This window comes from Streptomyces sp. NPDC025273 (genome assembly GCF_040638585.1).
GTDB lineage: Bacteria > Actinomycetota > Actinomycetes > Streptomycetales > Streptomycetaceae > Streptomyces > Streptomyces cinereorectus.
Window position 1 is genome coordinate 29,197 of the sequence record NZ_JBEZYP010000005.1, and the last position, 25,252, is coordinate 54,448.

Annotated in this window: 37 protein-coding genes; 4 read left to right on the forward strand and 33 right to left on the reverse strand. The window is 67.9% G+C overall.

Annotated features, from left to right (window positions below; genetic code table 11):
• Positions 1-147: 147 nt before the first annotated feature.
• Positions 148-1,767, reverse strand: coding sequence for an ATP-binding cassette domain-containing protein (locus AB0F38_RS10765; RefSeq protein WP_361889955.1), 1,620 nt, complete (start codon positions 1,765-1,767; stop codon positions 148-150).
• A gap of 224 nt (positions 1,768-1,991) precedes the next feature.
• Between AB0F38_RS10765 and AB0F38_RS10770 the strand changes: the two genes are divergently transcribed.
• Both AB0F38_RS10770 and AB0F38_RS10775 read left to right on the forward strand, forming a co-directional pair.
• Positions 1,992-2,837: a hypothetical protein gene (locus tag AB0F38_RS10770; protein ID WP_361889958.1), complete on the forward strand. Its 846-nt coding sequence runs from the start codon at positions 1,992-1,994 to the stop codon at positions 2,835-2,837.
• Between the two features lie 53 nt (positions 2,838-2,890).
• A complete protein-coding gene (locus tag AB0F38_RS10775) occupies positions 2,891-4,780 on the forward strand; it encodes a hypothetical protein (RefSeq protein WP_361889961.1) in 1,890 nt (629 codons plus the stop codon).
• Here the strand turns inward: AB0F38_RS10775 and truA are convergent.
• From truA to AB0F38_RS10935, 32 genes are all read right to left on the reverse strand, one after another.
• Positions 4,749-5,603, reverse strand: a complete 855-nt coding sequence (gene truA, locus AB0F38_RS10780) for a tRNA pseudouridine(38-40) synthase TruA (RefSeq protein ID WP_361889964.1) — start codon at positions 5,601-5,603, stop codon at positions 4,749-4,751. The genes AB0F38_RS10775 and truA overlap by 32 nt on opposite strands.
• A gap of 78 nt (positions 5,604-5,681) precedes the next feature.
• The gene (gene rplQ, locus AB0F38_RS10785; RefSeq protein WP_104788309.1) at positions 5,682-6,188 is read right to left on the reverse strand and encodes a 50S ribosomal protein L17; all 507 of its coding nucleotides are present in this window, start codon (positions 6,186-6,188) and stop codon (positions 5,682-5,684) included.
• 181 nt (positions 6,189-6,369) lie between these two features.
• Complete coding sequence (locus AB0F38_RS10790) at positions 6,370-7,392, reverse strand: DNA-directed RNA polymerase subunit alpha (protein ID WP_003966937.1); 1,023 nt, start codon at positions 7,390-7,392, stop codon at positions 6,370-6,372.
• A 137-nt stretch (positions 7,393-7,529) separates the two neighbouring features.
• Positions 7,530-7,934: a 30S ribosomal protein S11 gene (rpsK, locus tag AB0F38_RS10795; protein ID WP_003956432.1), complete on the reverse strand. Its 405-nt coding sequence runs from the start codon at positions 7,932-7,934 to the stop codon at positions 7,530-7,532.
• Positions 7,935-8,039: 105 nt separating this feature from the next.
• Entirely contained in the window at positions 8,040-8,420 is a 381-nt protein-coding gene (gene rpsM, locus AB0F38_RS10800; RefSeq protein ID WP_361889967.1) for a 30S ribosomal protein S13, read from the reverse strand.
• Positions 8,421-8,617: 197 nt separating this feature from the next.
• Positions 8,618-8,731 (reverse strand): 50S ribosomal protein L36, encoded by a 114-nt coding sequence (gene rpmJ, locus AB0F38_RS10805; RefSeq protein ID WP_003956441.1) that lies wholly within the window; start codon positions 8,729-8,731, stop codon positions 8,618-8,620.
• A 61-nt stretch (positions 8,732-8,792) separates the two neighbouring features.
• Complete coding sequence (gene infA / locus AB0F38_RS10810) at positions 8,793-9,014, reverse strand: translation initiation factor IF-1 (protein WP_003956442.1); 222 nt, start codon at positions 9,012-9,014, stop codon at positions 8,793-8,795.
• A gap of 257 nt (positions 9,015-9,271) precedes the next feature.
• Positions 9,272-10,108: a type I methionyl aminopeptidase gene (gene map, locus AB0F38_RS10815; RefSeq protein WP_129265067.1), complete on the reverse strand. Its 837-nt coding sequence runs from the start codon at positions 10,106-10,108 to the stop codon at positions 9,272-9,274.
• A gap of 122 nt (positions 10,109-10,230) precedes the next feature.
• Positions 10,231-10,890 carry an adenylate kinase gene (locus AB0F38_RS10820; protein ID WP_361889971.1) on the reverse strand — a complete coding sequence of 220 codons (660 nt, stop codon included), beginning with the start codon at positions 10,888-10,890 and terminating at the stop codon, positions 10,231-10,233.
• Positions 10,890-12,209, reverse strand: coding sequence for a preprotein translocase subunit SecY (gene secY / locus AB0F38_RS10825; RefSeq protein WP_361889974.1), 1,320 nt, complete (start codon positions 12,207-12,209; stop codon positions 10,890-10,892). The genes AB0F38_RS10820 and secY overlap by 1 nt, the downstream gene beginning before the upstream one ends.
• A 224-nt stretch (positions 12,210-12,433) precedes the next feature.
• Entirely contained in the window at positions 12,434-12,889 is a 456-nt protein-coding gene (gene rplO, locus AB0F38_RS10830; protein WP_358973508.1) for a 50S ribosomal protein L15, read from the reverse strand.
• A 1-nt stretch (position 12,890) separates the two neighbouring features.
• Positions 12,891-13,073, reverse strand: a complete 183-nt coding sequence (rpmD, locus tag AB0F38_RS10835; protein ID WP_003966943.1) for a 50S ribosomal protein L30 — start codon at positions 13,071-13,073, stop codon at positions 12,891-12,893.
• The gene (rpsE, locus tag AB0F38_RS10840; RefSeq protein ID WP_056796577.1) at positions 13,073-13,678 is read right to left on the reverse strand and encodes a 30S ribosomal protein S5; all 606 of its coding nucleotides are present in this window, start codon (positions 13,676-13,678) and stop codon (positions 13,073-13,075) included. The genes rpmD and rpsE overlap by 1 nt, the downstream gene beginning before the upstream one ends.
• 47 nt (positions 13,679-13,725) lie before the next feature.
• The gene (rplR, locus tag AB0F38_RS10845) at positions 13,726-14,109 is read right to left on the reverse strand and encodes a 50S ribosomal protein L18 (RefSeq protein WP_069171153.1); all 384 of its coding nucleotides are present in this window, start codon (positions 14,107-14,109) and stop codon (positions 13,726-13,728) included.
• A 2-nt stretch (positions 14,110-14,111) separates the two neighbouring features.
• A complete protein-coding gene (gene rplF, locus AB0F38_RS10850) occupies positions 14,112-14,651 on the reverse strand; it encodes a 50S ribosomal protein L6 (protein ID WP_275493830.1) in 540 nt (179 codons plus the stop codon).
• Between the two features lie 21 nt (positions 14,652-14,672).
• Positions 14,673-15,071, reverse strand: coding sequence for a 30S ribosomal protein S8 (gene rpsH, locus AB0F38_RS10855; RefSeq protein WP_014154584.1), 399 nt, complete (start codon positions 15,069-15,071; stop codon positions 14,673-14,675).
• 224 nt (positions 15,072-15,295) lie between these two features.
• The gene (locus AB0F38_RS10860; RefSeq protein WP_003948630.1) at positions 15,296-15,481 is read right to left on the reverse strand and encodes a type Z 30S ribosomal protein S14; all 186 of its coding nucleotides are present in this window, start codon (positions 15,479-15,481) and stop codon (positions 15,296-15,298) included.
• 2 nt (positions 15,482-15,483) lie between these two features.
• Positions 15,484-16,041, reverse strand: a complete 558-nt coding sequence (gene rplE / locus AB0F38_RS10865) for a 50S ribosomal protein L5 (protein ID WP_033297605.1) — start codon at positions 16,039-16,041, stop codon at positions 15,484-15,486.
• Complete coding sequence (gene rplX / locus AB0F38_RS10870; protein ID WP_014047788.1) at positions 16,041-16,364, reverse strand: 50S ribosomal protein L24; 324 nt, start codon at positions 16,362-16,364, stop codon at positions 16,041-16,043. The genes rplE and rplX overlap by 1 nt, the downstream gene beginning before the upstream one ends.
• 2 nt (positions 16,365-16,366) lie before the next feature.
• Positions 16,367-16,735, reverse strand: a complete 369-nt coding sequence (gene rplN / locus AB0F38_RS10875) for a 50S ribosomal protein L14 (protein WP_003966950.1) — start codon at positions 16,733-16,735, stop codon at positions 16,367-16,369.
• Positions 16,736-16,835: 100 nt separating this feature from the next.
• Complete coding sequence (rpsQ, locus tag AB0F38_RS10880; protein ID WP_031096375.1) at positions 16,836-17,120, reverse strand: 30S ribosomal protein S17; 285 nt, start codon at positions 17,118-17,120, stop codon at positions 16,836-16,838.
• Positions 17,120-17,344, reverse strand: a complete 225-nt coding sequence (rpmC, locus tag AB0F38_RS10885) for a 50S ribosomal protein L29 (protein ID WP_015035581.1) — start codon at positions 17,342-17,344, stop codon at positions 17,120-17,122. Before rpmC ends, rpsQ begins: the two co-directional genes overlap by 1 nt.
• Positions 17,344-17,763, reverse strand: a complete 420-nt coding sequence (rplP, locus tag AB0F38_RS10890; RefSeq protein WP_014047785.1) for a 50S ribosomal protein L16 — start codon at positions 17,761-17,763, stop codon at positions 17,344-17,346. The genes rpmC and rplP overlap by 1 nt, the downstream gene beginning before the upstream one ends.
• A gap of 5 nt (positions 17,764-17,768) precedes the next feature.
• A complete protein-coding gene (gene rpsC, locus AB0F38_RS10895) occupies positions 17,769-18,605 on the reverse strand; it encodes a 30S ribosomal protein S3 (RefSeq protein WP_327115670.1) in 837 nt (278 codons plus the stop codon).
• Positions 18,605-18,952, reverse strand: a complete 348-nt coding sequence (gene rplV, locus AB0F38_RS10900; protein WP_026290933.1) for a 50S ribosomal protein L22 — start codon at positions 18,950-18,952, stop codon at positions 18,605-18,607. Before rplV ends, rpsC begins: the two co-directional genes overlap by 1 nt.
• 42 nt (positions 18,953-18,994) lie before the next feature.
• Positions 18,995-19,276, reverse strand: coding sequence for a 30S ribosomal protein S19 (rpsS, locus tag AB0F38_RS10905; RefSeq protein ID WP_023539342.1), 282 nt, complete (start codon positions 19,274-19,276; stop codon positions 18,995-18,997).
• A 12-nt stretch (positions 19,277-19,288) separates the two neighbouring features.
• A complete protein-coding gene (gene rplB / locus AB0F38_RS10910) occupies positions 19,289-20,125 on the reverse strand; it encodes a 50S ribosomal protein L2 (protein WP_056796589.1) in 837 nt (278 codons plus the stop codon).
• 38 nt (positions 20,126-20,163) lie between these two features.
• Positions 20,164-20,499 carry a 50S ribosomal protein L23 gene (rplW, locus tag AB0F38_RS10915; protein WP_361889983.1) on the reverse strand — a complete coding sequence of 112 codons (336 nt, stop codon included), beginning with the start codon at positions 20,497-20,499 and terminating at the stop codon, positions 20,164-20,166.
• Positions 20,499-21,149, reverse strand: coding sequence for a 50S ribosomal protein L4 (gene rplD, locus AB0F38_RS10920; protein WP_361889986.1), 651 nt, complete (start codon positions 21,147-21,149; stop codon positions 20,499-20,501). Before rplD ends, rplW begins: the two co-directional genes overlap by 1 nt.
• 4 nt (positions 21,150-21,153) lie before the next feature.
• A complete protein-coding gene (rplC, locus tag AB0F38_RS10925; RefSeq protein ID WP_014047781.1) occupies positions 21,154-21,798 on the reverse strand; it encodes a 50S ribosomal protein L3 in 645 nt (214 codons plus the stop codon).
• 13 nt (positions 21,799-21,811) lie between these two features.
• A complete protein-coding gene (gene rpsJ / locus AB0F38_RS10930) occupies positions 21,812-22,120 on the reverse strand; it encodes a 30S ribosomal protein S10 (RefSeq protein ID WP_003948644.1) in 309 nt (102 codons plus the stop codon).
• A gap of 451 nt (positions 22,121-22,571) precedes the next feature.
• Complete coding sequence (locus tag AB0F38_RS10935) at positions 22,572-23,030, reverse strand: MarR family transcriptional regulator (RefSeq protein ID WP_361889989.1); 459 nt, start codon at positions 23,028-23,030, stop codon at positions 22,572-22,574.
• 184 nt (positions 23,031-23,214) lie between these two features.
• Between AB0F38_RS10935 and AB0F38_RS10940 the strand changes: the two genes are divergently transcribed.
• Positions 23,215-24,186: an alpha/beta hydrolase gene (locus AB0F38_RS10940; protein WP_361889992.1), complete on the forward strand. Its 972-nt coding sequence runs from the start codon at positions 23,215-23,217 to the stop codon at positions 24,184-24,186.
• Positions 24,187-24,283: 97 nt separating this feature from the next.
• Positions 24,284-25,180, forward strand: coding sequence for a hypothetical protein (locus AB0F38_RS10945; protein WP_361889995.1), 897 nt, complete (start codon positions 24,284-24,286; stop codon positions 25,178-25,180).
• Positions 25,181-25,252: the final 72 nt, after the last annotated feature.

Below are 25,252 nucleotides of genomic sequence, written 5' to 3' on the forward strand. Positions count from 1 at the left end.
GCCGGGGACGCTGCCCGTATGCGAGCCACTGGTAACTGCTCCAGAGAACCTACGTATGGGCCCTTCGCGTGAGAACGACGAAGCCGATACGTATAACAACCCCCGACATTACCCGCCCCGCCCCGGACGGGTCAAAACGCGCCGGCCCTACCGCTTCCGCTCGACCCTGCGCTCGTCCCAGACGGGCTCCGTGGACTCCCGTACGACCCCGTCCGAGCCGAAGACCAGGTAGCGGTCGAAGGACTTCGCGAACCAGCGGTCGTGTGTGACGGCCATCACCGTCCCGTCGTACGTCTCCAGCCCGTCCTGCAGTGCCTCGGCCGACTCCAGGTCCAGGTTGTCCGTCGGCTCGTCCAGCAGCAGCGCGGTGGTGCCGGCCAGCTCCAGCAGCAGGATCTGGAACCGAGCCTGCTGCCCGCCGGACAGCCTCTCGAAGGCCTGGTCCCCCTGCCGCTCCATCTCGTACCGCCGCAGTACGGACATGGCCCCGCCCCGGTCCTTGGCGTGTTCCGTCCACAGGATCTCGACGAGCGTCTTGCCCAGCAGCTCCGGATGGGCGTGCGTCTGCGCGAAGTGCCCCGGCACGACGCGCGCACCGAGCTTCCACTCCCCGGTGTGCGCCACCGTGTCCCCCGCCAGCAGGCGCAGGAAGTGCGACTTGCCCGACCCGTTGGACCCCAGGACGGCGACCCGCTCCCCGTAGTAGATCTCCAGGTCGAACGGCTTCATCAGACCGGTCAGCTCCAGGTTCTTGCAGGTCACCGCCCGCACCCCGGTCCGTCCGCCGCGCAGCCGCATGGTGATGTCCTGCTCGCGCGGCGGCTCCGGTGGCGGGCCCGCCTCCTCGAACTTCCTGAAGCGGGTCTGCATCGCGTGGTAGCGGTTCGCCATGTCGGGGCTGTTCGCCGCCTGCTGCCGCATCCGCAGGACGAGCGCCTTCAGCCGGGCGTGTTCCTCCTCCCAGCGCCGCAGGAGCTCCTCGAAGCGCGCGAACCGCTCCTTGCGGGCCTGGTGATACGTGGCGAACCCGGCACCGTGCACCCAGACGTCCGACCCGGCCGGGCCGGGCTCCACGCTGACGATCTTCTCGGCGGCACGCGACAACAGCTCCCGGTCGTGGGAGACGAAGAGCACCGTCTTACGGGTCTCCTTGAGCTTCTCCTCCAGCCAGCGCTTGCCGGGGACGTCCAGATAGTTGTCCGGCTCGTCCAGGAGCAGCACCTCGTCCGGGCCGCGCAGCAGCGCCTCCAGGACCAGCCTCTTCTGCTCGCCGCCGCTGAGGGTGCGCACCTCGCGCCACTGCGCCTTCTCGTACGGGATCCCGAGCGCGGCCGTGGTGCAGATGTCCCACAGCGTCTCGGCCTCGTACCCCCGGACCTCCGCCCAGTCGCTGAGTGCCTGCGCGTACGCCATCTGCGCGGCCTCGTCGTCCACGGTGAGGATCCGCTCCTCGGCCACGTCGACGGCCTTCGCCGCCTCCCTGATGCGCGGCTGGGCCACGGAGACCAGCAGGTCACGCACGGTCCGCTCGTCCCGTACGGAACCGACGAACTGGGCCATCACCCCCAGTCCGCCGCTCACCGAGACCGAGCCGCCGTGCGGCTGGATCTCCCCGGCGAGCAGCCTCAGGAGCGTCGTCTTGCCCGCCCCGTTCGCCCCGACAAGGGCGACGACCGCCCCGTCGGCCACCCGGAACGAGGCATCGCCGAGCAGCACCCGCCCGTCGGGCAGGTAGTAATCCAGATGGCCCGCTTCGAGATGTCCCATACCGAGCATTGTCACGGCCCGCGGACCCCTGGCCCAACCGGTTTACGGTCGGCGAGGACCGACCGGCAAGGGGAGGGCGGACGAGGGAGCGGGGTCCGGTGCGTGCGGCTGCGCGGCGGAGGACTGCTGCATGGCCGAGCCCTGGTGATCGACGACGCCGCGGCTGTGCGTGCCCGACCGGGCGGCGCCGCCCTCCCCTTGCCGGTCGGTCTAGGATTCGCCGCATGAGCTTTGGGCAAGGGGGGCCCTCCTGGGGGCCGGGAGACAGCGGGACTCCGGACTGGGCGGCGCTGGCCGAAGCGTCCGCGGCGCGCAGCCGGCGCAAGAAGTGGCTGATGATCGGCGGCGGTGCCGTGGCCACCGCGGCCGTCGCCGCGATCGTGGCCACGGCCGTCGTCACGACCGGCGGCGGGACATCGGGGCCCGGCACGAACGCGAGCGAACTGCCCGCACCCGCCGACCTGCCCTCGGAGCCGGTGCCGCAGCCCTCCTTCTCCTCGGTCGCCCCGCCGCCTCCGCCGGACCCGAAGGACTTCATAGCCGACGCCGGGAAGGACACGGCCCCGGTCACCGTCGACGCCTTCTTCCCGGGCAGGAAGCTGACGATGGGCGACCGCGTGTACGCCAAGGGCGCGACGCACCGGACCAGGAGCTGCGCCGCGACCACCCAGGGCGCCCTCGGCTCCATCCTCACCGCCAACGGCTGCGACCAGGTCATCCGCGCCACCTACGGCAAGGACGGCGTCGCCGTCACCGTCGGACTCGCCGTGTTCGGTACCGAGGCCGAGGCGAAGAAGGCGGCCCAGGAGGCGTCCGGCGGCATCGCCTCCCTCGACGGCGCGGGCGTCCCCACCTTCTGCCGGGGCGGATCCGTCTGCCGGCGCACCGCCAACTCCTACGGCCGCTACGCCTACTTCACCGTCGGCGGCTTCACCAGCGGCAGGAACGTCACCAAGGCGGACCAGGCCGTGTTCGCGGTCGGCGACGACCTGACCGACTTCACGTTCCGCCAGATCCGCCACCGCGGCGAGGTCCAGGCATCGGCGGCCGCCGCGGCCCCCACCACCTGACCGTCCCTCACGCACCAGTCCCGTCCCCCTCCCTGCCCCGAGGACCCGCCGCCGTGCGTCTGACCGCCCTGTTCACGATCCCGCGCGTCCTGCGCCACAGCGATGCGATAGGCGCCGACCTGCCGCCGGACGAGGCCGTGGTCCTCGACGCCCCGGACCCCTCGTTGCGGGCCGCGCTGACCGCTGCCGCGGCCGGTGACCACGCCCCGGCGGCCGAGCTGCTCGCCGCGACCCGCGAGCACGCCCAGTGGGAGCGCAGAGACGCGTGCGTCTCCGGGCTGGCCCGCGCCTCGCTGCATCACCCGGGCTGGCTCGACAGCTGGCTGGAGGAGTCGCCGGAGGATCCCGACGCCGTGCTGGTCAAGGCCGACCAGTACGTCTGCCAGGCCTGGCAGATCCGCACCGGGGCCCGCGCCCGGCATGTCGAACGCGACCAGTTCCAGGCGTTCCACGCCGTGCTGCGCGACGCCGTGCCCGTCATCTCCGCGGCCGCCGGGCTCAACCCCCACGACCCCGTGCCCTGGCGCATCGCGCTGACCCAGGCCCGCGGCATCCAGGCCCCGCGCGAGATCTTCGACTCCTACCTGGCCGAGGCGAACGATCGCGATCCGCACCACGAGGGCTGTCACGTCCAGGCGCTCCAGTACCTCTGCGCCAAGTGGTACGGCTCGCACGAGGAGATGTTCGCCTTCGCCGAGGATGCGGCCGGCGAGGCACCACCCGGCTCCCGGCTGCACGCCCTGCCGCTCCAGGCCGTCGTCGAATACCTGATCTCCGACGACGAGGTGTCCGGCCCCGACCCGTACACCCCCCGCGCCGAAGCCGCCGTGACCAGGGCCCAGGCGCTCTCCGAGTGCTACGCGCCCGGGGACCGGGAGGCGGCCGGCTTCCGCAACCACCTGGCCATGGTCCTGTGGTCGCTGGACCGCTTCGAGGAGGCGCTCACCGCCTTCCGCTCGATCGGCGTGCACGCCACCACGTTCCCGTGGACCTATCTCGGCGACGCCCGCGCCGAATTCCTGGAGGCCCGCTCCGACACCCGGGTCGAGCTGGCGACGAAGGTCCCCTTCTTCGGCCCGTCGCCGAAGCCGCCGGCCGGCGGCACCCCGGTCTGGGAACAGGAGCGGGCGCCCCGGTCGGTCGCCATCGCCGCCACCGGCCCCACCGAGGTCGCCCAGGCCGCACTGATCTGTGGCCACAGCCTGCGGACCGCCCCGGCGGGCAGCGGTCACACCTACGTCGAGATCGTTCCGGAGCCGGTACGCGGCAGACGCGCCGCCCTGCTCCCCGAGGACCCGCTCACCTCGGCCGCCGACAACTTCACGACCGGCGAGGACTGGCCGGCCCTGGTCCTGCACCGCACGCCGGAACGCAGCAGCTTCACCCTCCTGCACCGGGGCAGGAAGGTGGCGGCCCACTCCTGGGAGACGGCCGCACCGGCCGCCGACCATGCGGAGGCGACCGCCACGGCCGCGGCCCTGGCCCGGACCTACGGCCTGTCCGACCCCCGCCCCCTGGCCCACGTCCTGCGCGCCACCGGAGACCCGGCCCGCCACCAGAGCGAACTCCTCGCCGCCCTCGGCCTCCCGCCCCTGCCTCCGGGGTACGGCGGCGACCAGGAGATCCTCGCCGCGCTCCCGGGCGCCCGGGTGCTGGCCCGGCGGGGCTTCCTGGCGGGCATGCGGGACACCATGGCCACGAAGGACGGCGTCCACCCCGAGACCCCCGCTCCGGCCGAACCCCACCCGGCCCGCTGGTGGATCCTGCGCGCCCTGGGCCTGGTGGTGTTCACCGCGTCGGCGGTCTACGCCTGGTGGGCCCCCGACATCGGCTGGTTCCGCTCCACCGTGGCGAGCTTCGTCGCCCTGTACTTCGCGGCCCAGCTGCGCCGCGCACTGCGCCGCCGGCAGCTCAGCAGCAGCCCGCCCCCGGCAACGTCCTGACGTTCCGGGCCTCTTCGGCCCTGGCCGCCAGCAACCCGTCCGCCGGGTACGCCACTTCCTCCAGTGTCAGCCCGTGCGGGCGCACCACGTGCACCGCCGGGTCCCGCACCTTCGCCGCCAGCACCTCGGCGGGCCACCCGGCCGGCCGGCGGCCGTCCCCGACGAACAACGCCGCGCCGATCAGGGCCCGCACCATGTTGTGGCAGAAGGCGTCGGCCTGCACGGTCGCCGTCAGGACCCCCGACGCCGCGTCCCGCACCCAGTGGAGCTTCTGCAGCGTACGGATGGTCGTGGCGCCCTCGCGCTTCTTGCAGTACGCCGCGAAGTCGTGCTCACCGACCATCAGCGCTGCCGCCTCGTTCATCGCGTCCACGTCCAACGGCCGGTCGTGCCAGAGCACATGGCCCCGGACCAGCGGGTCCACCCCGCCCGGCCGGTCCCCCACCCGGTACGCGTAGCGGCGCCACAGCGCGGAGAAGCGGGCGTTGAACCCCGCCGGCGCCTCGGCCGCCCGCCAGATCCGTACGTCCAGCGGCAGCCGCCCGGCCATCCGCCGCAGCAGCTTCTCCTCGTGCTCGGCCCACACCTCGGCCGGCAGGTCGACGTGCGCCACCTGCCCCCGCGCGTGCACCCCGGCGTCGGTGCGCCCGGCGACCGTCAGGTCGTACGTCACGGGGGACCGGGTGACGGTCCGCAGCGCGTCCTCGATCTCCCCCTGCACGGTGCGCCTGCTGGTCTGCTTCGCCCAGCCCGAGAAGTCCTTCCCGTCGTACGAAAGGTCCAGCCGTACCCGTACGAATCCGGGCTCTGCTTCGTCACTCACCAGCGCATCCTCTCAAAGCGGAACGGGCCCGCACCGCCCCGAAGGGCGATACGGACCCGTACCGGGGTCTCAGGACGCTCAGGCGTCCTTGGACTCCTCAGCGGCGGCGTCGGCCGGCTTGGCGTCCTCGACGGTCTCGGCCGGGGCCTCGTCCTTCTTGAGGGCGTCTTCCTTGACCGCGCGCTTGGTCGCGGCCTCGGCCTCACCGGTGGCCTGCTGGGCCACGGTCAGGGCCTCGACGAGCTCGATGACGGCCATCGGGGCGTTGTCGCCACGACGGTTGCCGATCTTCGTGATGCGGGTGTAACCACCGGGGCGGTTCTCGTACCGCGGGGCGATCTCGGTGAAGAGCGTGTGCACGATGCCCTTGTCCGTGATCGACTGCAGCACCAGGCGACGGTTGTGGATGTCGCCCTTCTTCGCCTTGGTGATGAAACGCTCCGCGACCGGACGCAGGCGGCGGGCCTTGGCCTCGGTCGTGGTGATGCGGCCGTGCTCGAACAGCGACTTCGCGAGGTTGATGAGAAGAAGCTTCTCGTGCGCAGCGCTGCCGCCCAGACGGGCACCCTTGGCGGGCTGAGGCATGGTGTTTCTCCTTGTGTGCTGCACCGGCCGTATCAGGTACCGGTGTCAGTTCCCGCGAGGCGGCTGCCCCGTGGAAGTCTTTACTTCGCCGCGGCCATTTCGAGCCCGTCCGGCGATCGAGGACAAAGCCTCGACCCGGCACGGGGCACCCAGGAACCCGGGCGCCCCCCGCCGGAGGCGATCAGTACTGCTCGGTCTCCACGAAACCGGCGTCCGCGTCGTCGTCGGCGCCGAAGGCGTCGGCCGCGGCCGTCGGGTCGAATCCGGGCGGGCTGTCCTTGAGCGCCAGGCCCATGCCGGCCAGCTTCGCCTTGACCTCGTCGATCGACTTCGCACCGAAGTTGCGGATGTCGAGCAGGTCGGCCTCGGAACGGGCCACGAGCTCACCCACGGAGTGGATGCCCTCGCGCTTGAGGCAGTTGTACGAACGGACCGTGAGCTCGAGCTCCTCGATCGGCAGCGCCAGATCGGCGGCGAGCGCGGCGTCCGTCGGGGACGGGCCCATGTCGATGCCCTCGGCGTCGATGTTGAGCTCGCGCGCCAGACCGAACAGCTCGACCAGGGTCTTACCGGCCGACGCCATGGCGTCACGGGGACGCATGGCCTGCTTGGTCTCGACGTCGACGATCAGCTTGTCGAAGTCGGTGCGCTGCTCGACACGGGTCGCCTCGACCTTGTACGTGACCTTGAGCACCGGGGAGTAGATGGAGTCGACCGGAATGCGGCCGATCTCCTGGCCCACCTGCTTGTTCTGGACGGCGGAGACGTAGCCGCGACCGCGCTCGACGGTCAGCTCCATCTCCAGCTTGCCCTTGCCGTTCAGCGTGGCCAGGACCAGGTCCGGGTTGTGGACCTCGACGCCGGCCGGCGGGGCGATGTCAGCAGCGGTGACCAGGCCGGGACCCTGCTTGCGCAGGTACATCACGACCGGCTCGTCGTGCTCCGAGGAGACGACCAGCTGCTTGATGTTGAGGATGAGGTCGGTGACGTCCTCCTTGACGCCCGGCACGGTGGTGAACTCGTGCAGGACCCCGTCGATCCGGATGCTGGTGACAGCGGCACCGGGGATCGAGGAGAGGAGCGTGCGACGCAGGGAGTTGCCGAGGGTGTAACCGAAGCCCGGCTCCAGCGGCTCGATCACGAACCGGGAGCGGAACTCGTCGACGACCTCTTCGGTCAGCGACGGACGCTGAGCGATAAGCATGGAGGAATCCTTCAGTCGTGGGCACCCACTATTTGATGCCCGACAGATGAAACAAGGATACGGGCGGCACGCCCCCGAAGGGACATACCGCCCGGATCCCACGCTACTGACGCACGGCCGTCACCGGCCGTGACGGATCAGACGCGGCGACGCTTCGGCGGACGGCAGCCGTTGTGCGGCGTCGGGGTGACGTCCTGGATCGAACCGACCTCGAGGCCCGTGGCCTGGAGGGAGCGGATCGCGGTCTCGCGGCCGGAGCCCGGACCCTTCACGAAGACGTCGACCTTGCGCATGCCGTGCTCCTGCGCGCGGCGGGCGGCCGACTCGGCGGCCATCTGCGCGGCGAAGGGGGTGGACTTGCGCGAGCCCTTGAAGCCGACGTGGCCGGCGGAGGCCCAGGAGATCACGTTGCCCGAGGGGTCCGTGATCGAGACGATGGTGTTGTTGAACGTGCTCTTGATGTGGGCGTGCCCGTGAGCGACGTTCTTCTTTTCCTTGCGACGCACCTTCTTGGCTGCGCCCTGACGACCCTTGGGGGGCATGTCTTTACTCCAGATGGAGAGGGGAGGTGATCGGTCCTACAGCGAAGACCGCTGGTTGCTGCGAAGATCCGGTGGCCCGGACGCCCGCAGTGCGTCCGCTGAGGACTACTTCTTGCCCGGCTTCTTCTTACCGGCGATGGCGCGACGCGGGCCCTTGCGGGTACGCGCGTTCGTGCTGGTGCGCTGACCGTGGACCGGCAGACCGCGACGGTGCCGGATGCCCTGGTAGCAGCCGATCTCGATCTTGCGGCGGATGTCGCCCTGGATCTCGCGGCGAAGGTCACCCTCGGTGCGGAGGTTGGCGTCCACGTACTCGCGGATCTTGACCAGGTCCTCTTCGGCCAGGTCACGAACGCGGGCGTTGGGGTCCACGCCAGTGGTGGCGAGGATCTCCTTGGACCGGGTACGCCCGATGCCGAAGACGTAGGTGAGGGCAACCTCCACGCGCTTTTCGCGCGGGATGTCAACACCTGAAACGCGTGCCATTCAATGGCTCCAGTTGTTATTTCGGGGGTCTTCCGCAGCACCACTCCCGAACGCCGACCTCATCCGTGAAGGAGGAGATGGTACGCCCGGGTCCCCGGCCCCCGCCGGAGGTGTCGTCAGCCGAAGCGTGGACGGGCACTGCGTATGTACGTTTACGTGCGTCGCGCGAAGAGCTGCGAGATGCAGGTGGTCGTGCGTCAGCCCTGGCGCTGCTTGTGGCGCAGGTTGTCGCAGATGACCATGACCCGGCCGTGACGGCGGATCACCTTGCACTTGTCGCAGATCTTCTTGACGCTCGGCTTGACCTTCATGGGATGTCAGGTTCTCCGGGTCAGTGCCCTCACCGCGCCGTAGCAGCGGTGGCGGCAAGATCTACTTGTACCGGTAGACGATCCGGCCACGCGTCAGGTCGTACGGAGACAGCTCCACCACGACCCGGTCATCCGGGAGGATACGGATGTAGTGCATCCGCATCTTGCCACTGATGTGCGCGAGGACCTTGTGACCGTTCTGGAGTTCCACCTTGAACATGGCGTTCGGGAGGGACTCGATCACGGTGCCCTCAATTTCGATGGCACCTTGCTTCTTGGCCACGCTTCGCCCTTCGAATCGGCTACCTTGATCGACTGTCACACTGCCGCATGCGGACACACGGATGCACGAGAGCCGACGAGTCAGTCTACGTCAGCGGACTCCAAAAGACGAATCCGTCAAGTTTGCCCACGTGGACTGATCCTTAGACATCCACGCCGGGCCCAGTCCTGGAGGGCCGCCGCCGGGGGCACCCCCGGCACGCCGCGGGGCGGCCCCGCGGGACTGCGTCCGCGGGGCCGCCCCGAGCGGGCGGGATCTCAGCCCAGCGGGTCCGGCGCCGCTTCCACCCCGTACTGGGCGAGCCTCGCCCGCCCGCAGTCCGGCGCGGTCAGGACGAGCGGCCCCTGCTCCGTGAGCGCGATCGAGTGCTCCCAGTGCGAGGACCAGGTCCCGTCCGTCGTGAGGACCGTCCACTCGTCGGCGAGGACCTTCGTCTGCGCCGTACCCAGCGAGACCATCGGCTCAATCGCCAGGCAGACGCCCGGAACCAGCTTGATGCCCTTGCCTCGCTTGCGGGAGACGTAGTTCAGCAGGTGCGGGTCCATGTGCATCTCGGTGCCGATGCCGTGGCCGCCGTAGTCCTCGATGATCCCGTACTTCCCGGTGGCCGGCCGGGGCTGGCGGCGGATGTAGGACTCGATGGCCTTCGAGATGTCGACGAGCCGGTTGTTCACCTTCATCGCGGCGATCCCGGCCCACATGGACTCCTCGGTCACCCGGGAGAGCTCGACGAGCTCCGGAGCGTGACCGGTGCCCACGAAGGCGGTGTACGCGGCGTCGCCGTGCCACCCGTCGATGATCGCGCCAGCGTCGATCGAGATGATGTCGCCGTCCTTGAGCACGGTCTTCTCGTCCGGGATGCCGTGCACGACGACCTCGTTGACCGAGGTGCAGATCGTCGCCGGGAATCCGCCGTACCCCAGGAAGTTCGACTTCGCGCCGTGATCGGCGATCACCTTGCGCGCGACCTCGTCCAGATCCTTCGTGGTGGCTCCGGGCACGGCCGCCTCGCGCGTGGCGGCGTGAATGGCAGCGACCACCAGGCCCGCCTCGCGCATCTTCGCGATCTGCTCGGGGGTCTTGATCTGCACCATTGCTCGGCGCCTCTCTGCGTACGAAGGTGAACGGTTGAAGCCGTACTCCACGATACGGCGCAAACAGTCGGCCGCGACGCCCAGAGGCGCCGCGGCCGGCCGCAGTGGTGGAACGGGAGGGCTCAGCCCTCGTCGGAGCTCCGAAGAGCCTCCATGGCCCGCTCGGTCACGTCCGTGACCTTGCCGAGCGCGGAGATCGTGACCACCAGGCCCTGGGCCCGGTAGTAGTCGATGATCGGCTCGGTCTGCGTGTGGTAGACCTCGAGCCGCGTGCGCACGGTCTCTTCGCTGTCGTCGTCGCGCTGGTACAGCTCGCCACCGCAGGCGTCGCAGACGCCGTCGGACTTCGGCGGGTTGTACGTCACGTGGAACACGTGAGCGCTGTCGTTGCGGCAGATGCGGCGGCCCGCGATGCGCTTGACCACCTCGTCCTCGGGGACCTCCAGGTCGAGCACCGCGTCCAGCTTGACGCTCTCGCTCCGGAGCGTCTCGTCCAGCGCCTCGGCCTGGCCCACGTTGCGCGGAAAGCCGTCCAGCAGGAAGCCGTTCACGGCGTCCGGCTGGGCCATGCGGTCCTTGGCCATCGCGATGGTGACTTCGTCCGGCACCAGCTGTCCCGCGTCCATGTAGGCGCGGGCCTGCTTGCCAAGGTCCGTGCCCTGGCTGATGTTGGCGCGGAAGAGGTCGCCCGTGGAGATGTGCGGAATCGAGAGATTCTTGGCAAGGTACGCAGCCTGCGTTCCCTTGCCGGCACCGGGCGGCCCGACGAGGACGATTCGCATCAGCGGAGGAACCCTTCGTAATTGCGCTGCTGGAGCTGACTCTCGATCTGCTTCACGGTTTCCAGACCCACACCCACGATGATCAGGATGCTCGTCCCGCCGAACGGGAAGTTCTGGTTCGCACCGCCGAAGCCTGCCAACGCCATCGTCGGCACCAGAGCGATCAGGCCCAGGTACAGCGAGCCCGGCCAAGTGATCCTGTTGAGCACGTAGCTCAGATACTCGGCAGTAGGTCGACCGGCCCGGATACCCGGGATGAAGCCACCATACTTCTTCATGTTGTCGGCGACTTCCTCGGGGTTGAACGAAATCGCCACATAGAAGAAGGCGAAGAACACGATCAACAGGAAGTACGTCGCGATGTAGTACGGGTGGTCGCCCTTGACGAAGTGGTCCTGGATCCAGGTCGCCCAGCCCGCAGTGGAGTTGGAGAACTGGACGATCAGAGCCGGGATGTAGAGCAGCGAAGAAGCGAAGATGACGGGAATCACACCCGCCTGGTTCACCTTCAGCGGGATGTACGTGGACGTACCGCCGTAAGACCGGCGCCCGATCATCCGCTTCGCGTACTGCACCGGAACACGGCGCTGGGCCTGCTCGACGAAGACGACGAGGCCGACCATCACGAAGCCGATCAGGATGACCGTGATGAACTCGATCCAGCCGTCGGCGAGCTTGCCGCTCTCCTTGATGGCCCAGAGAGCGCCCGGGAAGCTGGCGGCGATCGAGATGAACATGAGGATCGACATGCCGTTACCGATGCCGCGGTCGGTGATGATCTCACCGAGCCACATGACGGCGGCGGTTCCCGCGGTCATGGTGACGACCATGACGACGGTCGTGAAGATCGACTGGTTCGGCACGATCTGGTCGGCGACGGGGCAGCCGCTGAACAGCGCCCCGCTGCGGGCGGTCGCCACCAGGCCGGTGCCCTGGAGGATGGCGAGCGCCACGGTCAGGTAACGCGTGTACTGCGTGATCTTGGCCGTGCCCGACTGCCCCTCCTTCTTGAGGGCTTCGAGTCGGGGGATGACGACGGTCAGCAGCTGAAGAATGATGCTGGCCGTGATGTACGGCATGATTCCGAGCGCGAAGATCGTGATCTGCAGCAGTGCACCACCGCTGAACATGTTCACCAGACCGAACAGGCTGTTGTTGCCCTTGCTGGCCTGATCAACACAAATCTGGACGTTCTCGTAGCTCACCCCCGGGACGGGAATGTGCGCCCCGAGACGGTAGAGCACGATGATGCCGAGCGTGAAGAGCAGCTTCTTGCGCAGGTCGGGCGTCTTGAACGCCCGGGCGAACGCGGTGAGCACGGTGCCTCCTGCGACCCCCGCGCAATGCGTAGAGGTGACGGTCTTGAGGATCGACGATTACGTAACAGTCAAAGGGCCCCGGACGTTCGCCCAGGACTTACCACAGCAACAGTGGACGCCACCTTACCGGCGGACATGCCCCCCTAGGAACGACCAACCGGGGATGCCCCATATGAGAGGCATCCCCGGTCGGATGTTCAGACCACCGAATTGTCCGTGTTGTCTCAGACGAGTTCGGTGACGGTGCCGCCGGCAGCGGCGATCTTCTCCTTGGCGGAGCCGGAAACGGCGTCAACCGAAACCTGCAGTGCCACGGAGATCTCGCCCTGTCCGAGGACCTTGACGAGCTGGTTGTTGCGCACAGCGCCCTTGGCGACCAGGTCGGCCACCGTGACCTCTCCACCCTCGGGGTAGAGCGTCGCGAGCTTGTCCAGGTTCACGACCTGGTACTCCGTGCGGAACGGGTTCTTGAAGCCCTTGAGCTTCGGGAGACGCATGTGGAGGGGCATCTGGCCACCCTCGAAGCGCTCCGGAACCTGGTAACGAGCCTTCGTACCCTTGGTACCACGGCCTGCGGTCTTACCCTTGGACGCCTCACCACGACCCACACGGGTCTTGGCGGTCTTGGCGCCCGGGGCAGGCCGGAGGTTGTGGGCCTTCAGCGGGCTGTTCTCCGCCATGTCAGTCAACCTCCTCAACCGTCACGAGGTGGCGGACGGTGTGCACCATTCCGCGGAACTCGGGGCGGTCCTCCTTGACAACCGAGTCGTTCAGGCGCTTGAGCCCGAGCGAACGCAGGGTGTCGCGGTGGTTCTGCTTGCTGCCGATGTACGACTTCGTCTGCGTGATCTTGAGGCGAGCCATTACGCACCCGCTCCCGCACGTGCACGAAGCAGAGCCGCGGGGGCGACGTCCTCGAGGGGCAGACCACGGCGAGCCGCGATCTCCTCGGGACGCTGCAGGCCCTGGAGGGCCGCCACGGTCGCGTGCACGATGTTGATCGGGTTCGAGGAACCGAGCGACTTCGACAGGATGTCGTGAACGCCGGCGCACTCCAGAACGGCGCGCACCGGGCCACCCGCGATCACACCGGTACCGGGGGAAGCGGGCTTGAGCAGAACGACGCCCGCAGCCTTCTCGCCCTGGATCGGGTGAGGGATGGTGCCCTGGATACGCGGAACCTTGAAGAAGCTCTTCTTGGCCTCTTCAACGCCCTTGGCGATGGCCGCGGGAACTTCCTTGGCCTTGCCGTATCCGACACCGACGGTGCCGTCACCATCGCCCACCACGACCAGCGCGGTGAAGCTGAAGCGACGACCACCCTTCACAACCTTGGCGACGCGGTTGATCGCGACGACGCGCTCGACGTACGCGGTCTTCTCGGCGGCGCTGGCGCCACCGTCACGGCCCTTCCGGTCCCGCCGCTCGCCGCCACCGGCACCGCTTCCGCGGCGCTGGGGTCCAGCCATTGGATTTACCTCTCTCTGTTACGTCCGCTGTGCGTAGGAACCGGGGCTTAGAACTTCAGCCCGGCTTCACGGGCGGCGTCAGCCAGAGCGGCAATCCGCCCGGCGTACTGGTTGCCACCGCGGTCAAAGACGACGGCCTCGACGCCTGCGGCCTTGGCACGCTCGGCGACAAGTGCGCCGACCTGCTTGGCCAGGGTGCTCTTGTCACCCTCGCCGCCGCGGATGGAGGCATCCAGGGTCGACGCCGACGCGAGCGTGTGGCCCGCGATGTCGTCGATGACCTGAGCCACCATGTGGCGGTTGGAACGCGTCACAACCAAGCGCGGACGCTCCGGCGAACCGGAGATGTGCTTGCGGACGCGGATGTGGCGCCGCTTGAGAGCGGCACGCTTGTAGGCGTCGCCCTTGGCGATCTTCACACCGTATGCCATGGCTACTTACCAGCCTTTCCGACCTTGCGGCGGATGACCTCGCCCGCGTACTTGACGCCCTTGGCCTTGTACGGGTCGGGCTTCCGCAGCTTGCGGATGTTGGCGGCTACCTCGCCGACCTTCTGCTTGTCGATGCCCTCGACGCTGAGCTTCGTGGGCGACTCGACCTTGAAGGTGATGCCATCCGGAGCCTCGATGAGGATCGGGTGGCTGTAGCCCAGGGCGAACTCCAGGTTGGAGCCCTTCGCCTGGACGCGGTAACCGACACCGCTGATCTCGAGCGCCTTGCTGTATCCCTGGGTCACACCGGTGATCATGTTCGCCACCAGCGTGCGGGACAGGCCGTGGAGGGCCTTGTTCTGACGCTCGTCGTTCGGGCGGACGACGTTGAGCACGCCGTCCTCACCCTTGGTGACCTCGATCGGCGCGGCGACGGTGTGCGAGAGGGAACCCTTGGGGCCCTTCACCGCGACCGTGCGGCCATCGATGGTGACGTCCACACCGGCGGGAACCTGGATGGGGAGCTTGCCGATTCGCGACATGAGCTATTCCTCCGTTCCCGACTACCAGACGTAGGCGAGGACTTCCCCACCTACGCCCTTCTTGCTGGCCTGCTGGCCGGTCAGGAGACCGTGGGACGTGGAGATGATCGCCACGCCCAGGCCGCCCAGAACCTTCGGCAGATTGGTGGACTTTGCGTATACACGCAGACCCGGCTTCGAAATGCGCTTGATGCCGGCGATCGAACGCTCGCGGTTGGGCCCGAACTTCAGCTCCAGGACGAGGCTCTTGCCGACCTCGGCGTCCTCGACCTTCCAGCCGGTGATGAAGCCCTCCTGCTGGAGGATCTCCGCGATGTGCGACTTGATCTTGCTGTGCGGCATGGCGACATCGTCGTGATACGCCGAGTTCGCGTTACGCAGACGCGTGAGCATGTCTGCGATGGGATCAGTCATGGTCATGAGTTGGCCTTCGGCCTCTCTCGCCGGGGTTTCCTGTATGCGCCATCCCTCTCCCCACTCTGTGGCGGGACGGGTGCGGTGCGGGGACCTACGGCGTAGTAAGTCGGTCAGGGCGGCAGGCGCCCAACCCTTCAAGCCTACGGCATGAAGAGCGGGGCTCCTGCCGACCAGATACTTACCGAGAGCTTTCTGGTTCTCCCAACGCCCCTGGGGGCGAAGGAGAGTTACCAGGAGCTCTTGGTCACGCCCGGCAGCTCGCCACGGTGAGCCATCTCACGAAGGCACACGCGGCACAGGCCGAACTTGCGGTAGACGGAGTGGGGCCGGCCGCAGCGCTGGCAGCGGGTGTACCCGCGCACGCCGAACTTCGGCTTACGGGCGGCCTTAGCGATCAGAGCCTTCTTCGCCACGGTCAGTTCTCCTTGAACGGGAAGCCGAGGTGACGAAGCAGGGCACGACCCTCGTCGTCGTTGGTCGCCGTGGTGACCACGGTGATGTCCATGCCCCGGACCCGGTCGATCTTGTCCTGGTCGATCTCGTGGAACATGACCTGCTCCGTGAGACCGAAGGTGTAGTTGCCACGGCCGTCGAACTGCTTGGGCGACAGGCCGCGGAAGTCACGGATACGCGGAAGCGCGAGCGACAGCGTACGGTCCAGGAACTCCCACATGCGGTCACCACGGAGGGTGACGTGGCAGCCGATCGGCTGCCCCTCGCGCAGCTTGAACTGCGCGATCGACTTGCGGGCCTTGGTGACGGCCGGCTTCTGACCGGTGATCGTGGTGAGGTCCTTGACGGCACCGTCGATCAGCTTGGAGTCGCGGGCGGCGTCGCCCACACCCATGTTGACCACGATCTTGACCAGACCGGGGATCTGCATGACGTTCTCGTACGAGAACTCCTCACGCAGCTTTCCGGCGATTTCCTCGCGGTAGCGCGTCTTGAGACGCGGCGCAGTGGTGGCAGTCATCAGATGTCCTCACCGGTCCGCTTGGCAACGCGGATCTTCTTGCCCTCGTCGTCGAAGCGGTAGCCGACGCGGGTGACGACCTTGTTGCCGTCCTTCTCCACGACCAGCTGAACGTTGCTGACGTGAATCGGGGCCTCGGTGGTGACAATGCCACCGGTCTGCGAGCCGCGAGCCGTCTGACCGGCCTTGGTGTGCTTCTTGACCCGGTTGACACCCTCGACGAGGACACGGTCCTGGGCGGGGAAGGCGACGATGACCTTGCCCTGCTTGCCCTTGTCCTTACCGGTGATGACCTGAACCAGGTCGCCCTTCTTGATCTTCATGCTTACAGCACCTCCGGCGCGAGCGAGATGATCTTCATGAACTTCTTCTCGCGCAGCTCTCGGCCCACGGGGCCGAAGATACGGGTGCCGCGGGGGTCGCCGTCGTTCTTGAGAATGACAGCGGCGTTCTCGTCGAAGCGGATGTACGAGCCATCCTGACGACGACGCTCCTTGACGGTGCGAACGATGACGGCCTTGACGACGTCACCCTTCTTCACGTTGCCACCGGGGATCGCGTCCTTGACGGTGGCGACGATGACGTCACCGATGCCCGCGTAGCGGCGACCCGAGCCACCGAGAACACGGATGGTGAGAATTTCCTTCGCACCCGTGTTGTCGGCGACGCGCAGTCGCGACTCCTGCTGGATCACGTCTATCTCCTGATCGTCTGCCGGTTCCCGGCGGGGACTCCGGTGAGGGAGTCCCCGCCGAGCCTGGCGGAACTGGCCTGAGGGGAGACCCCCTCAGGGATTACTTGGCCTTCTCGAGGATCTCGACGATGCGCCAGCGCTTCGTGGCGGACAGCGGACGCGTCTCCATGATGATGACGCGGTCGCCGACGCCTGCAGCGTTCTGCTCGTCGTGGGCCTTGAGCTTGTTCGTACGGCGGATGACCTTGCCGTACAGCGCGTGCTTCACGCGGTCCTCGACGGCGACGACGACGGTCTTGTCCATCTTGTCGCTGACGACGAGACCCTCACGGGTCTTGCGGAAACCGCGGTCAGTGTTGGTCTCAGTCACAGTCTTCTCGCTCATCAGGCGCTCTCCACCGTCTCGATGCCCAGCTCGCGCTCGCGCATCAGGGTGTAGATCCGGGCGATGTCCTTACGGACGGACTTGAGCCGACCGTGGTTCTCGAGCTGCCCCGTCGCCGCCTGGAAGCGGAGGTTGAACAGCTCTTCCTTGGCCTCGCGGAGCTTGTTGAGGAGCTCCTCGTTGCCCAGCTCGCGCAGCTCGGACGCCTTGGTACCGGCCGACATCACGACTCACCTGCCTCGCGCCGAACGATCCGGCACTTCATCGGAAGCTTGTGAGCAGCGCGGGTGAGCGCCTCACGAGCAATCTTCTCGTTCGGGTAGGACAGCTCGAACATCACCCGACCGGGCTTGACGTTCGCGATCCACCACTCGGGAGAACCCTTACCGGAACCCATGCGGGTCTCGGCGGGCTTCTTCGTCAGGGGGCGGTCCGGGTAGATGTTGATCCAGACCTTGCCGCCACGCTTGATGTGGCGGGTCATCGCGATACGAGCTGCCTCGATCTGGCGGTTCGTCACGTACGCCGGGGTCAGCGCCTGGATGCCGTACTCGCCGAACGCAACCTGCGTGCCACCCTTGGACATACCGCTGCGCTTCGGGTGGTGCTGCTTGCGGTGCTTGACCCTACGGGGGATCAGCATTTCGGTCAGGCCTCCGTTCCGGTGCTCTCAGCCGGAGCAGCGGCGGCGGGAGCGTCGGCCTTGGGGGCCTCCGCTGCCGGCGCGGACTGCTGCGGCTTGCGGCCGCGGCCGCCACGCTCGCCACCACGGCCACCGCGGCCGGCCGGGCGGTCAGTGCCGCCACGAGCCGGACGGTTACCGGCGCGGGCCGCGGCGTTCTCGGCGCGAACCTCGGCGATGTTCTTGACGTCGCCCTTGTAGATCCAGACCTTCACGCCGATGCGGCCGAAGGTCGTCTTGGCCTCGAAGAAGCCGTAGTCGACGTTCGCGCGGAGCGTGTGCAGGGGCACACGGCCCTCGCGGTAGAACTCCGAGCGGGACATCTCGGCGCCGCCGAGGCGGCCACCGCACTGGATCTTGATGCCCTTGGCGCCGGCCTTCATCGTGCTCTGCATGCTCTTACGCATGGCACGACGGAAGGAGACGCGGGAGGAGAGCTGCTCGGCGACGGCCTGGGCCACCAGCTGAGCGTCCACCTCGGGGTTCTTGACCTCGAGGATGTTCAGCTGGACCTGCTTGCCGGTCAGCTTCTCCAGCTCGCCACGGATGCGGTCGGCCTCGGCGCCGCGGCGGCCGATGACGATGCCCGGGCGGGCGGTGTGGATGTCGACGCGGACGCGGTCGCGGGTGCGCTCGATCTCGACCTTCGAGATGCCGGCACGCTCCATGCCCTTCGTCATCATGCGACGAATGGCAACGTCTTCCTTGACGTAGTCCTTGTACAGCTTGTCGGCGTACCAACGGGACTTGAAGTCCGTGGTAATGCCGAGCCGGAACCCATGCGGGTTAACCTTCTGGCCCATTACCGGGTTCCTTCCTTGCTGCTGACGACCACGGTGATGTGGCTGGTCCGCTTACGGATCCGGTAGGCACGGCCCTGAGCACGCGGACGGAACCGCTTCAGGGTCGGGCCCTCGTCCACGTACGCCTCGCTGATGACCAGCGAAGAGGCGTCAGGGTGGTCGTAGTTGTGTGCAGCGTTGGCGATGGCGCTGTCAAGCACCTTGCCAACCGGCACGCTCGCGGCCTGCGGGGCGAAACGCAGGACCGCCTGAGCCTCCGTGGCATCCATGCCACGGATGAGGTCCACCACTCGGCGGGCCTTCATGGGCGTGACGCGGATGTACCGCGCCTGGGCCCTGGCTTCCATGGTTGTCCCTTCGGTGTGAGTCATAGTCGTTTCCACCCCGCGCTAGCGGCGCTTCGACTTCCGGTCGTCCTTGACGTGGCCGCGGAAGGTGCGAGTCGGCGAGAACTCGCCGAGCTTGTGGCCGACCATCGACTCGGTGACGAACACCGGGACGTGGATCTTGCCGTTGTGCACCGCGATGGTGTGACCCAGCATGGCCGGGATGATCATCGAGCGACGGGACCAGGTCTTGATGACGTTCTTGGTGCCTGCCTCGTTCTGTACGTCCACCTTCTTGATGAGGTGGCCGTCGACGAAGGGCCCCTTCTTGAGACTGCGCGGCATCTAAACCCGCTCCTAGCGCTTCTTGTTCGTCTTGCGGCGGCGGACGATGTACTTGCTCGATGCCTTCTTCGGCGAGCGAGTACGACCCTCCTTCTGACCCCACGGCGAGACCGGGTGACGTCCACCGGAGGTCTTGCCTTCACCACCACCGTGCGGGTGGTCAACCGGGTTCATCGCGACACCGCGGACGGTCGGGCGGACGCCCTTCCAGCGCATGCGGCCGGCCTTGCCCCAGTTGATGTTCGACTGCTCGGCGTTGCCGACCTCACCGATGGTGGCGCGGCAGCGGGCGTCGACCAGCCGGATCTCTCCGGAAGGCATACGAAGGTGGGCCATCGTGCCCTCCTTCGCCAGCAGCTGCACGGAGGCACCCGCGGAACGGGCGAACTTCGCGCCGCCGCCGGGCCGCAGCTCGATGGCGTGGATGGTCGTACCGACCGGGATGTTGCGCAGCGCCAGGTTGTTGCCCGGCTTGATGTCTGCGGTCGGACCGTTCTCGACGCGGTCACCCTGCGACAGGCCACGCGGGGCGACGATGTAACGCTTCTCGCCGTCCGCGTAGTGCAGCAGCGCGATGCGCGCGGTGCGGTTCGGGTCGTACTCGATGTGCGCGACCTTGGCCGGCACGCCGTCCTTGTCGTGACGACGGAAGTCGATCACGCGGTAGGCGCGCTTGTGGCCACCGCCCTGGTGGCGAACGGTCACACGACCGGCGTTGTTACGGCCGCCCTTGCTGTGCAGGGGGCGGACCAGCGACTTCTCCGGCGTGGACCGCGTGATCTCGACAAAGTCGGCGACGCTGGAGCCACGACGGCCCGGGGTCGTCGGCTTGTACTTGCGGATACCCATTTCTCAGTCCTCGTCCGATTCCGGACGACTCGACCTCACTAGGAGGTCGGGCCGCCGAAGATGTCGATACGGTCGCCCTCGGCGAGGGTCACGATGGCGCGCTTGGTGTCAGCGCGCTTGCCGAAGCCGGTCTTGGTCCGCTTGCGCTTGCCCTGCCGGTTGATCGTGTTGACCCCGGTGACCTTGACCGAGAAGACCGCTTCCACGGCCTGCTTGATCTGGGTCTTGTTGGAGCCGGGCGCGACGATGAACGTGTACTTGTTCTCGTCGAGCAGCGCGTAGCTCTTCTCGGACACGACCGGCTTGACGAGAACGTCACGCGGGTCCGAGTACGTCTTGCTCGTGATGGTGCTGGTAACGGTCGCCTCGCTCATCAGGCGTCGCTCCCTTCGGTCTCAGCGGTCTGGGGGCCAGACACGAAGGACTCGAAGGCGGCCTGGGTGAAGACCACGTCGTCAGAGACGATCACGTCGTACGTGTTCAGCTGGCCCGGCTCCAGGATGTGCACCTGGGGCAGGTTGCGTGCGGACAGCCACGCGGCCTCGTCGGCGCGGTCGACGACCAGGAGCAGGTTGGCGCGCTCCGAGATCTTGCCGAACAGCGTCTTGGCGGCCTTCGTGGAAACTCCACCCTCGACCACGCCGGTGACGACGTGGATGCGGGAGTGACGCGCCCGGTCGGAGAGGGCACCGCGCAGGGCGGCGGCCTTCATCTTCTTCGGGGTGCGCTGCGAGTAGTCGCGCGGCTGCGGGCCGTGGACGACGCCACCGCCTGCGAACTGCGGCGCGCGGGTCGAACCCTGGCGGGCGCGGCCGGTGCCCTTCTGGCGGTAAGGCTTGCGGCCACCACCACGGACTTCGCCGCGACGCTTGGTCTTGTGCGTGCCCTGACGGGCAGCTGCCAGCTGTGCGACAACGACCTGGTGGATCAGCGGAACGCTGGTCTTCGCGTCGAAGATCTCCGCAGGGAGCTCGACGGTACCGGCCTTGTCGCCTGCCGGCGAAAGGATGTCAATGGTGCTCATTACCTCAAGCCCCCTTGGCCGCGGTACGGACCAGGACGAGGCCGCCGTTCGGACCGGGGACTGCGCCCTTGATGAGCAGCAGACCCTTCTCCGCGTCAACCGCGTGGATGGTCAGGTTCTGGGTGGTGACGCGCTCGTTGCCCATCCGGCCGGCCATGCGCATGCCCTTGAAGACACGCCCAGGGGTGGCGCAGCCACCGATCGAACCGGGGGAACGGTGCTTGCGCTGGACGCCGTGGCCGGCGCCGAGGCCCTTGAAGTTGTGACGCTTCATGACACCGGCGAAGCCCTTGCCCTTGCTCTTGCCCGTGACGTCGACCTTGACGCCGGACTCGAACACCTCGGCAGTGACCTCCTGGCCCAGCGTGTACTCGCTGGCGTCAGGGGTGCGGAGCTCCACCAGGTGGCGGCGCGGGGTCACGTCGGCCTTGGCGAAGTGGCCCTTGAGGGGCTTGTTCACCTTGCGCGGGTCGATCTCGCCGAAGGCGATCTGGACCGACTCGTAGCCGTCGCTGTCGTTGGTGCGGACCTGGGTCACGACACACGGCCCGGCCTTGACGACGGTCACCGGGACAACCCGGTTGTTCTCGTCCCAGACCTGGGTCATGCCGAGCTTCTCGCCCAGGACGCCCTTAATGTTCTTAGCCATCTCGCGCGTCACCTCAGAGCTTGATCTCGATGTCGACGCCCGCCGGCAGGTCGAGGCGCATGAGCGAGTCAACCGTCTTCGGCGTGGGGTCGAGGATGTCGATGAGGCGCTTGTGCGTGCGCATCTCGAAGTGCTCGCGCGAGTCCTTGTACTTGTGCGGCGACTTGATGACGCAGTACACGTTCTTCTCAGTGGGCAGCGGCACCGGGCCCGCGACCGACGCACCAGTGCGCGTCACCGTCTCGACGATCTTCTTCGCCGAGGAATCGATGACCTCGTGGTCGTAGGCCTTGAGCCGGATGCGGATCTTCTGTCCCGCCATGGCTACTAGTAGTCCTGTCTCTCATAACGCTCTGGAACCCGGGAGTTCTCGTAACTCCACCTCCGACCCACGCGGTCGGGCGTGTCGCATCCCCTCTACGAAAATTTCCCGAAGGAAATCCCAACCAAGGGGGTGCGGGCCGAAACCGCGCTGCCGGGGGTGAAACCCCACCGGGCGCCTGGTCAGTGCCCCACTGACGCTTCCCGGAAGATTCCCGTACGTCCGGCCCATGGGGCCGACGAGTACTGTGGGACTCGCTTCCGGTCCTCCCGGCGGGAGGCGCGCAGCATTGACACTCAACCGAGCAACCTGGCTAGTGTGCCATACGGGGCGTGAGCCTGGCCAATCGGGCGGAGGATCTTACCCCCCGCGAGGGAGCGGTCAAACGCGAGCGCGTTTCGAGGCCCTCCAGGCCCGGTCGCACACCACCCCGCCGCCGCCCTCGCGCCGGTCAGCCGCGGGTGACGTTCTCGGTCAGCAGTCGGAGCAACTGCTTTGCGGTGGCGTCCTGTTCGGGCGTCAGGCCCATCGCGTCGCCGATGGCCAGGGGTACCGCTCGCGCCCGTTCCCGCAGGTCCGCGCCGGCCTCGGTAAGCCGCACCGCCACCGAGCGCTCGTCGTCCGCCCGCCGTTCACGCCGGACCAGTCCGTTGGCCTCCAGGCGCTTCAGGAGCGGCGAGAGCGTGCTCGACTCCAGCTGCAGCGCGCCGCCCAGATCCCGCACGGAGACGGCGTCACGCTCCCACAGGACGAGCATCACCAGGTACTGCGGGTAGGTGAGACCCAGCTCGTCCAGCAGGGGGCGGTAGCGCGCCGTGACCGCCCGCGAGGCGGCGTAGAGGGCGAAGCAGAGCTGATCCCGCAGTTGGAGCGAGCCCTGGGCGGGCGGGGTGTTCGCGGTGGCGGCCATGGGACGGGCTCCTGACTTCGGCCGAATGCAGGCCCCTGGAGGCGATGACGACCCACTCTACTTCTTCGGGTACCCGCGATCACTTCGCGCTCGATTAAGTTGTGCGCGACTTAGTCGAGCACTATGATTTGGTTTCCGTCCACCGCTTCGGGTGGACACCCCGCCCCTGCCCGAGGAGCCCGCCATGTCCGAGCAGTTCACCCCTCGTCCGGTCGTACTGGAACCCGCGGCCGCCGCCTTCGCCGAGGCCACGGCGAACCCTCCGTACCTGTTCGACCTCGGCCCGGTCGAGGGCCGCAAGGCCGTGGACGAGGTGCAGTCCGGTCCCGTCGAGGCACCCGCGGTCACACAGGAGTGGGTCACCGTCGAGGGCGGCCCGACCGGATCCGTCCGGGCCCGCATCACCCGGCCGGTGGGCGTGGACGGGCCACTGCCCGTCGTGCTCTACGTCCACGGAGCCGGCTGGGTGTTCGGCAACGCCCACACCCACGACCGCCTCGTGCGGGAGCTGGCCGTCGGAGCCCGGGCCGCCGTCGTCTTCCCCGAGTACGACCTGTCCCCCGAGGCTCGCCATCCGGTGGCCGTGGAGCAGAGCTACGCGGTCGCCCGCTGGGTCACCACCGAGGGCACGGCCCACCGGCTCGACCCGGCACGGCTGGCCGTGGCCGGGGACTCCGTCGGCGGCAACATGGCGACGGTCCTGACCCTGCTGGCCAAGGAGCGCGGCGACGTCACCTTCGCCCACCAGGTGCTCTTCTACCCGGTCACCGATGCCGCCTTCGACACCCCCTCGTACCACGAGTTCGCCGAGGGCTACTTCCTGCGCAGGGATGCCATGCAGTGGTTCTGGGACCAGTACACGACCGACGAGAAGCAGCGCGCCGAGATCACCGCGTCGCCGCTGCGCGCCACCGTCGACCAGCTCACCGGCCTGCCCCCGGCCCTGGTGATCACGGGGGAGGCCGATGTCCTGCGCGACGAGGGCGAGGCCTACGCGGCCAAGCTCCGCGACGCGGGGGTGGCGGTGACCGCCGTCCGCTACCAGGGCGTCATCCACGACTTCGTGATGCTCGACGCCCTGCGCGGGACCCACGCCGCCGAGGCCGCCATCGCCCAGGCGGTCGCCACCCTGCGTACGGCGCTCGCCTCCGTCTGAGCCGGAGATCGCACGGGAGTCCGATGCGGCACCGCTTCGAGCGAACCGAATCGCCCTCGGCATATGCCGGGGGCGATTCGGTTATAGCGTCTGAGGCATGGTCAATTCATCGCACGAGGCGATGCACCGGATCTTCCAGGAAGACCCGGGCATCTTCACCAGGACTTTCAGAACTCTCGGTATCCCGTTCACCGACCCCGTCTCCGTGTCGCTCCTCCCTACGGATCTCACCGAGACAAGGCCGTTGGAACGGCGGGTCGACACCCTGTTACGGGTCGACACGGCCGACGGCGACGGCTATCTGCTCGCCGTCGAGGCCCAGGGCAGAAAGGACCCGGCCAAGCACAGCAGCTGGACCTACTACCTGGCGCACCTCAACGCCAAGTACGGCATCGGGCCCGTCCTGCTCGTCGTCTGCCAGGACGAGGCGACCGCGCGGTGGGCCGCCCGGCCCATTCGCATCGGCCCTCCGCAGTGGCCCTCACTGACGGTCCGGCCGTTGGTCCTCGGCCCGCACAACGTGCCGGCGGTCACCGATCCCTCCACGGCGGCACGCGATGTCCCGCTCGCCGCGTTCTCGGCGATTACGCATGGTAAGGATCCGAATGCGCCTGCCATACTCAAAGCGTTGGCCGCCGCATTGAAGACCGTCGACGAAGAGACAGCGCTCATCTTCGGCGAACTCACCGAACTCGGCCTGGGAAAGACCCCGGCCGCCCAGATCTGGAGGGACCTCATGGCCATCGACCTCTCATTCTTCCGCTCGGAGACCTCGCAGCGACTGCGTGCCGAGGGCAGAGCCGAAGGTAAGGCCGAAGGTAAGGCAGAGGGCTTGGCCGAAGCCGTGGTGAGGGTCCTCGAACAGCGCGGTGTCTCCGTCAGCCAGGACGTCAGCGACCGCGTCCACGGCTGCACCGACACCGACGTGCTCGACGAGTGGCTCGCCCGGGCGCTCTCGGCGACGGAGGCCGAGGACCTGTTCACCGACGTCTGACGAGTCCGGGCCCTCGGCCCTGCCCGGCCCTGCGCCGAGGCTCCCGCCCTCGCGATCCCCCGGCAGCGGACC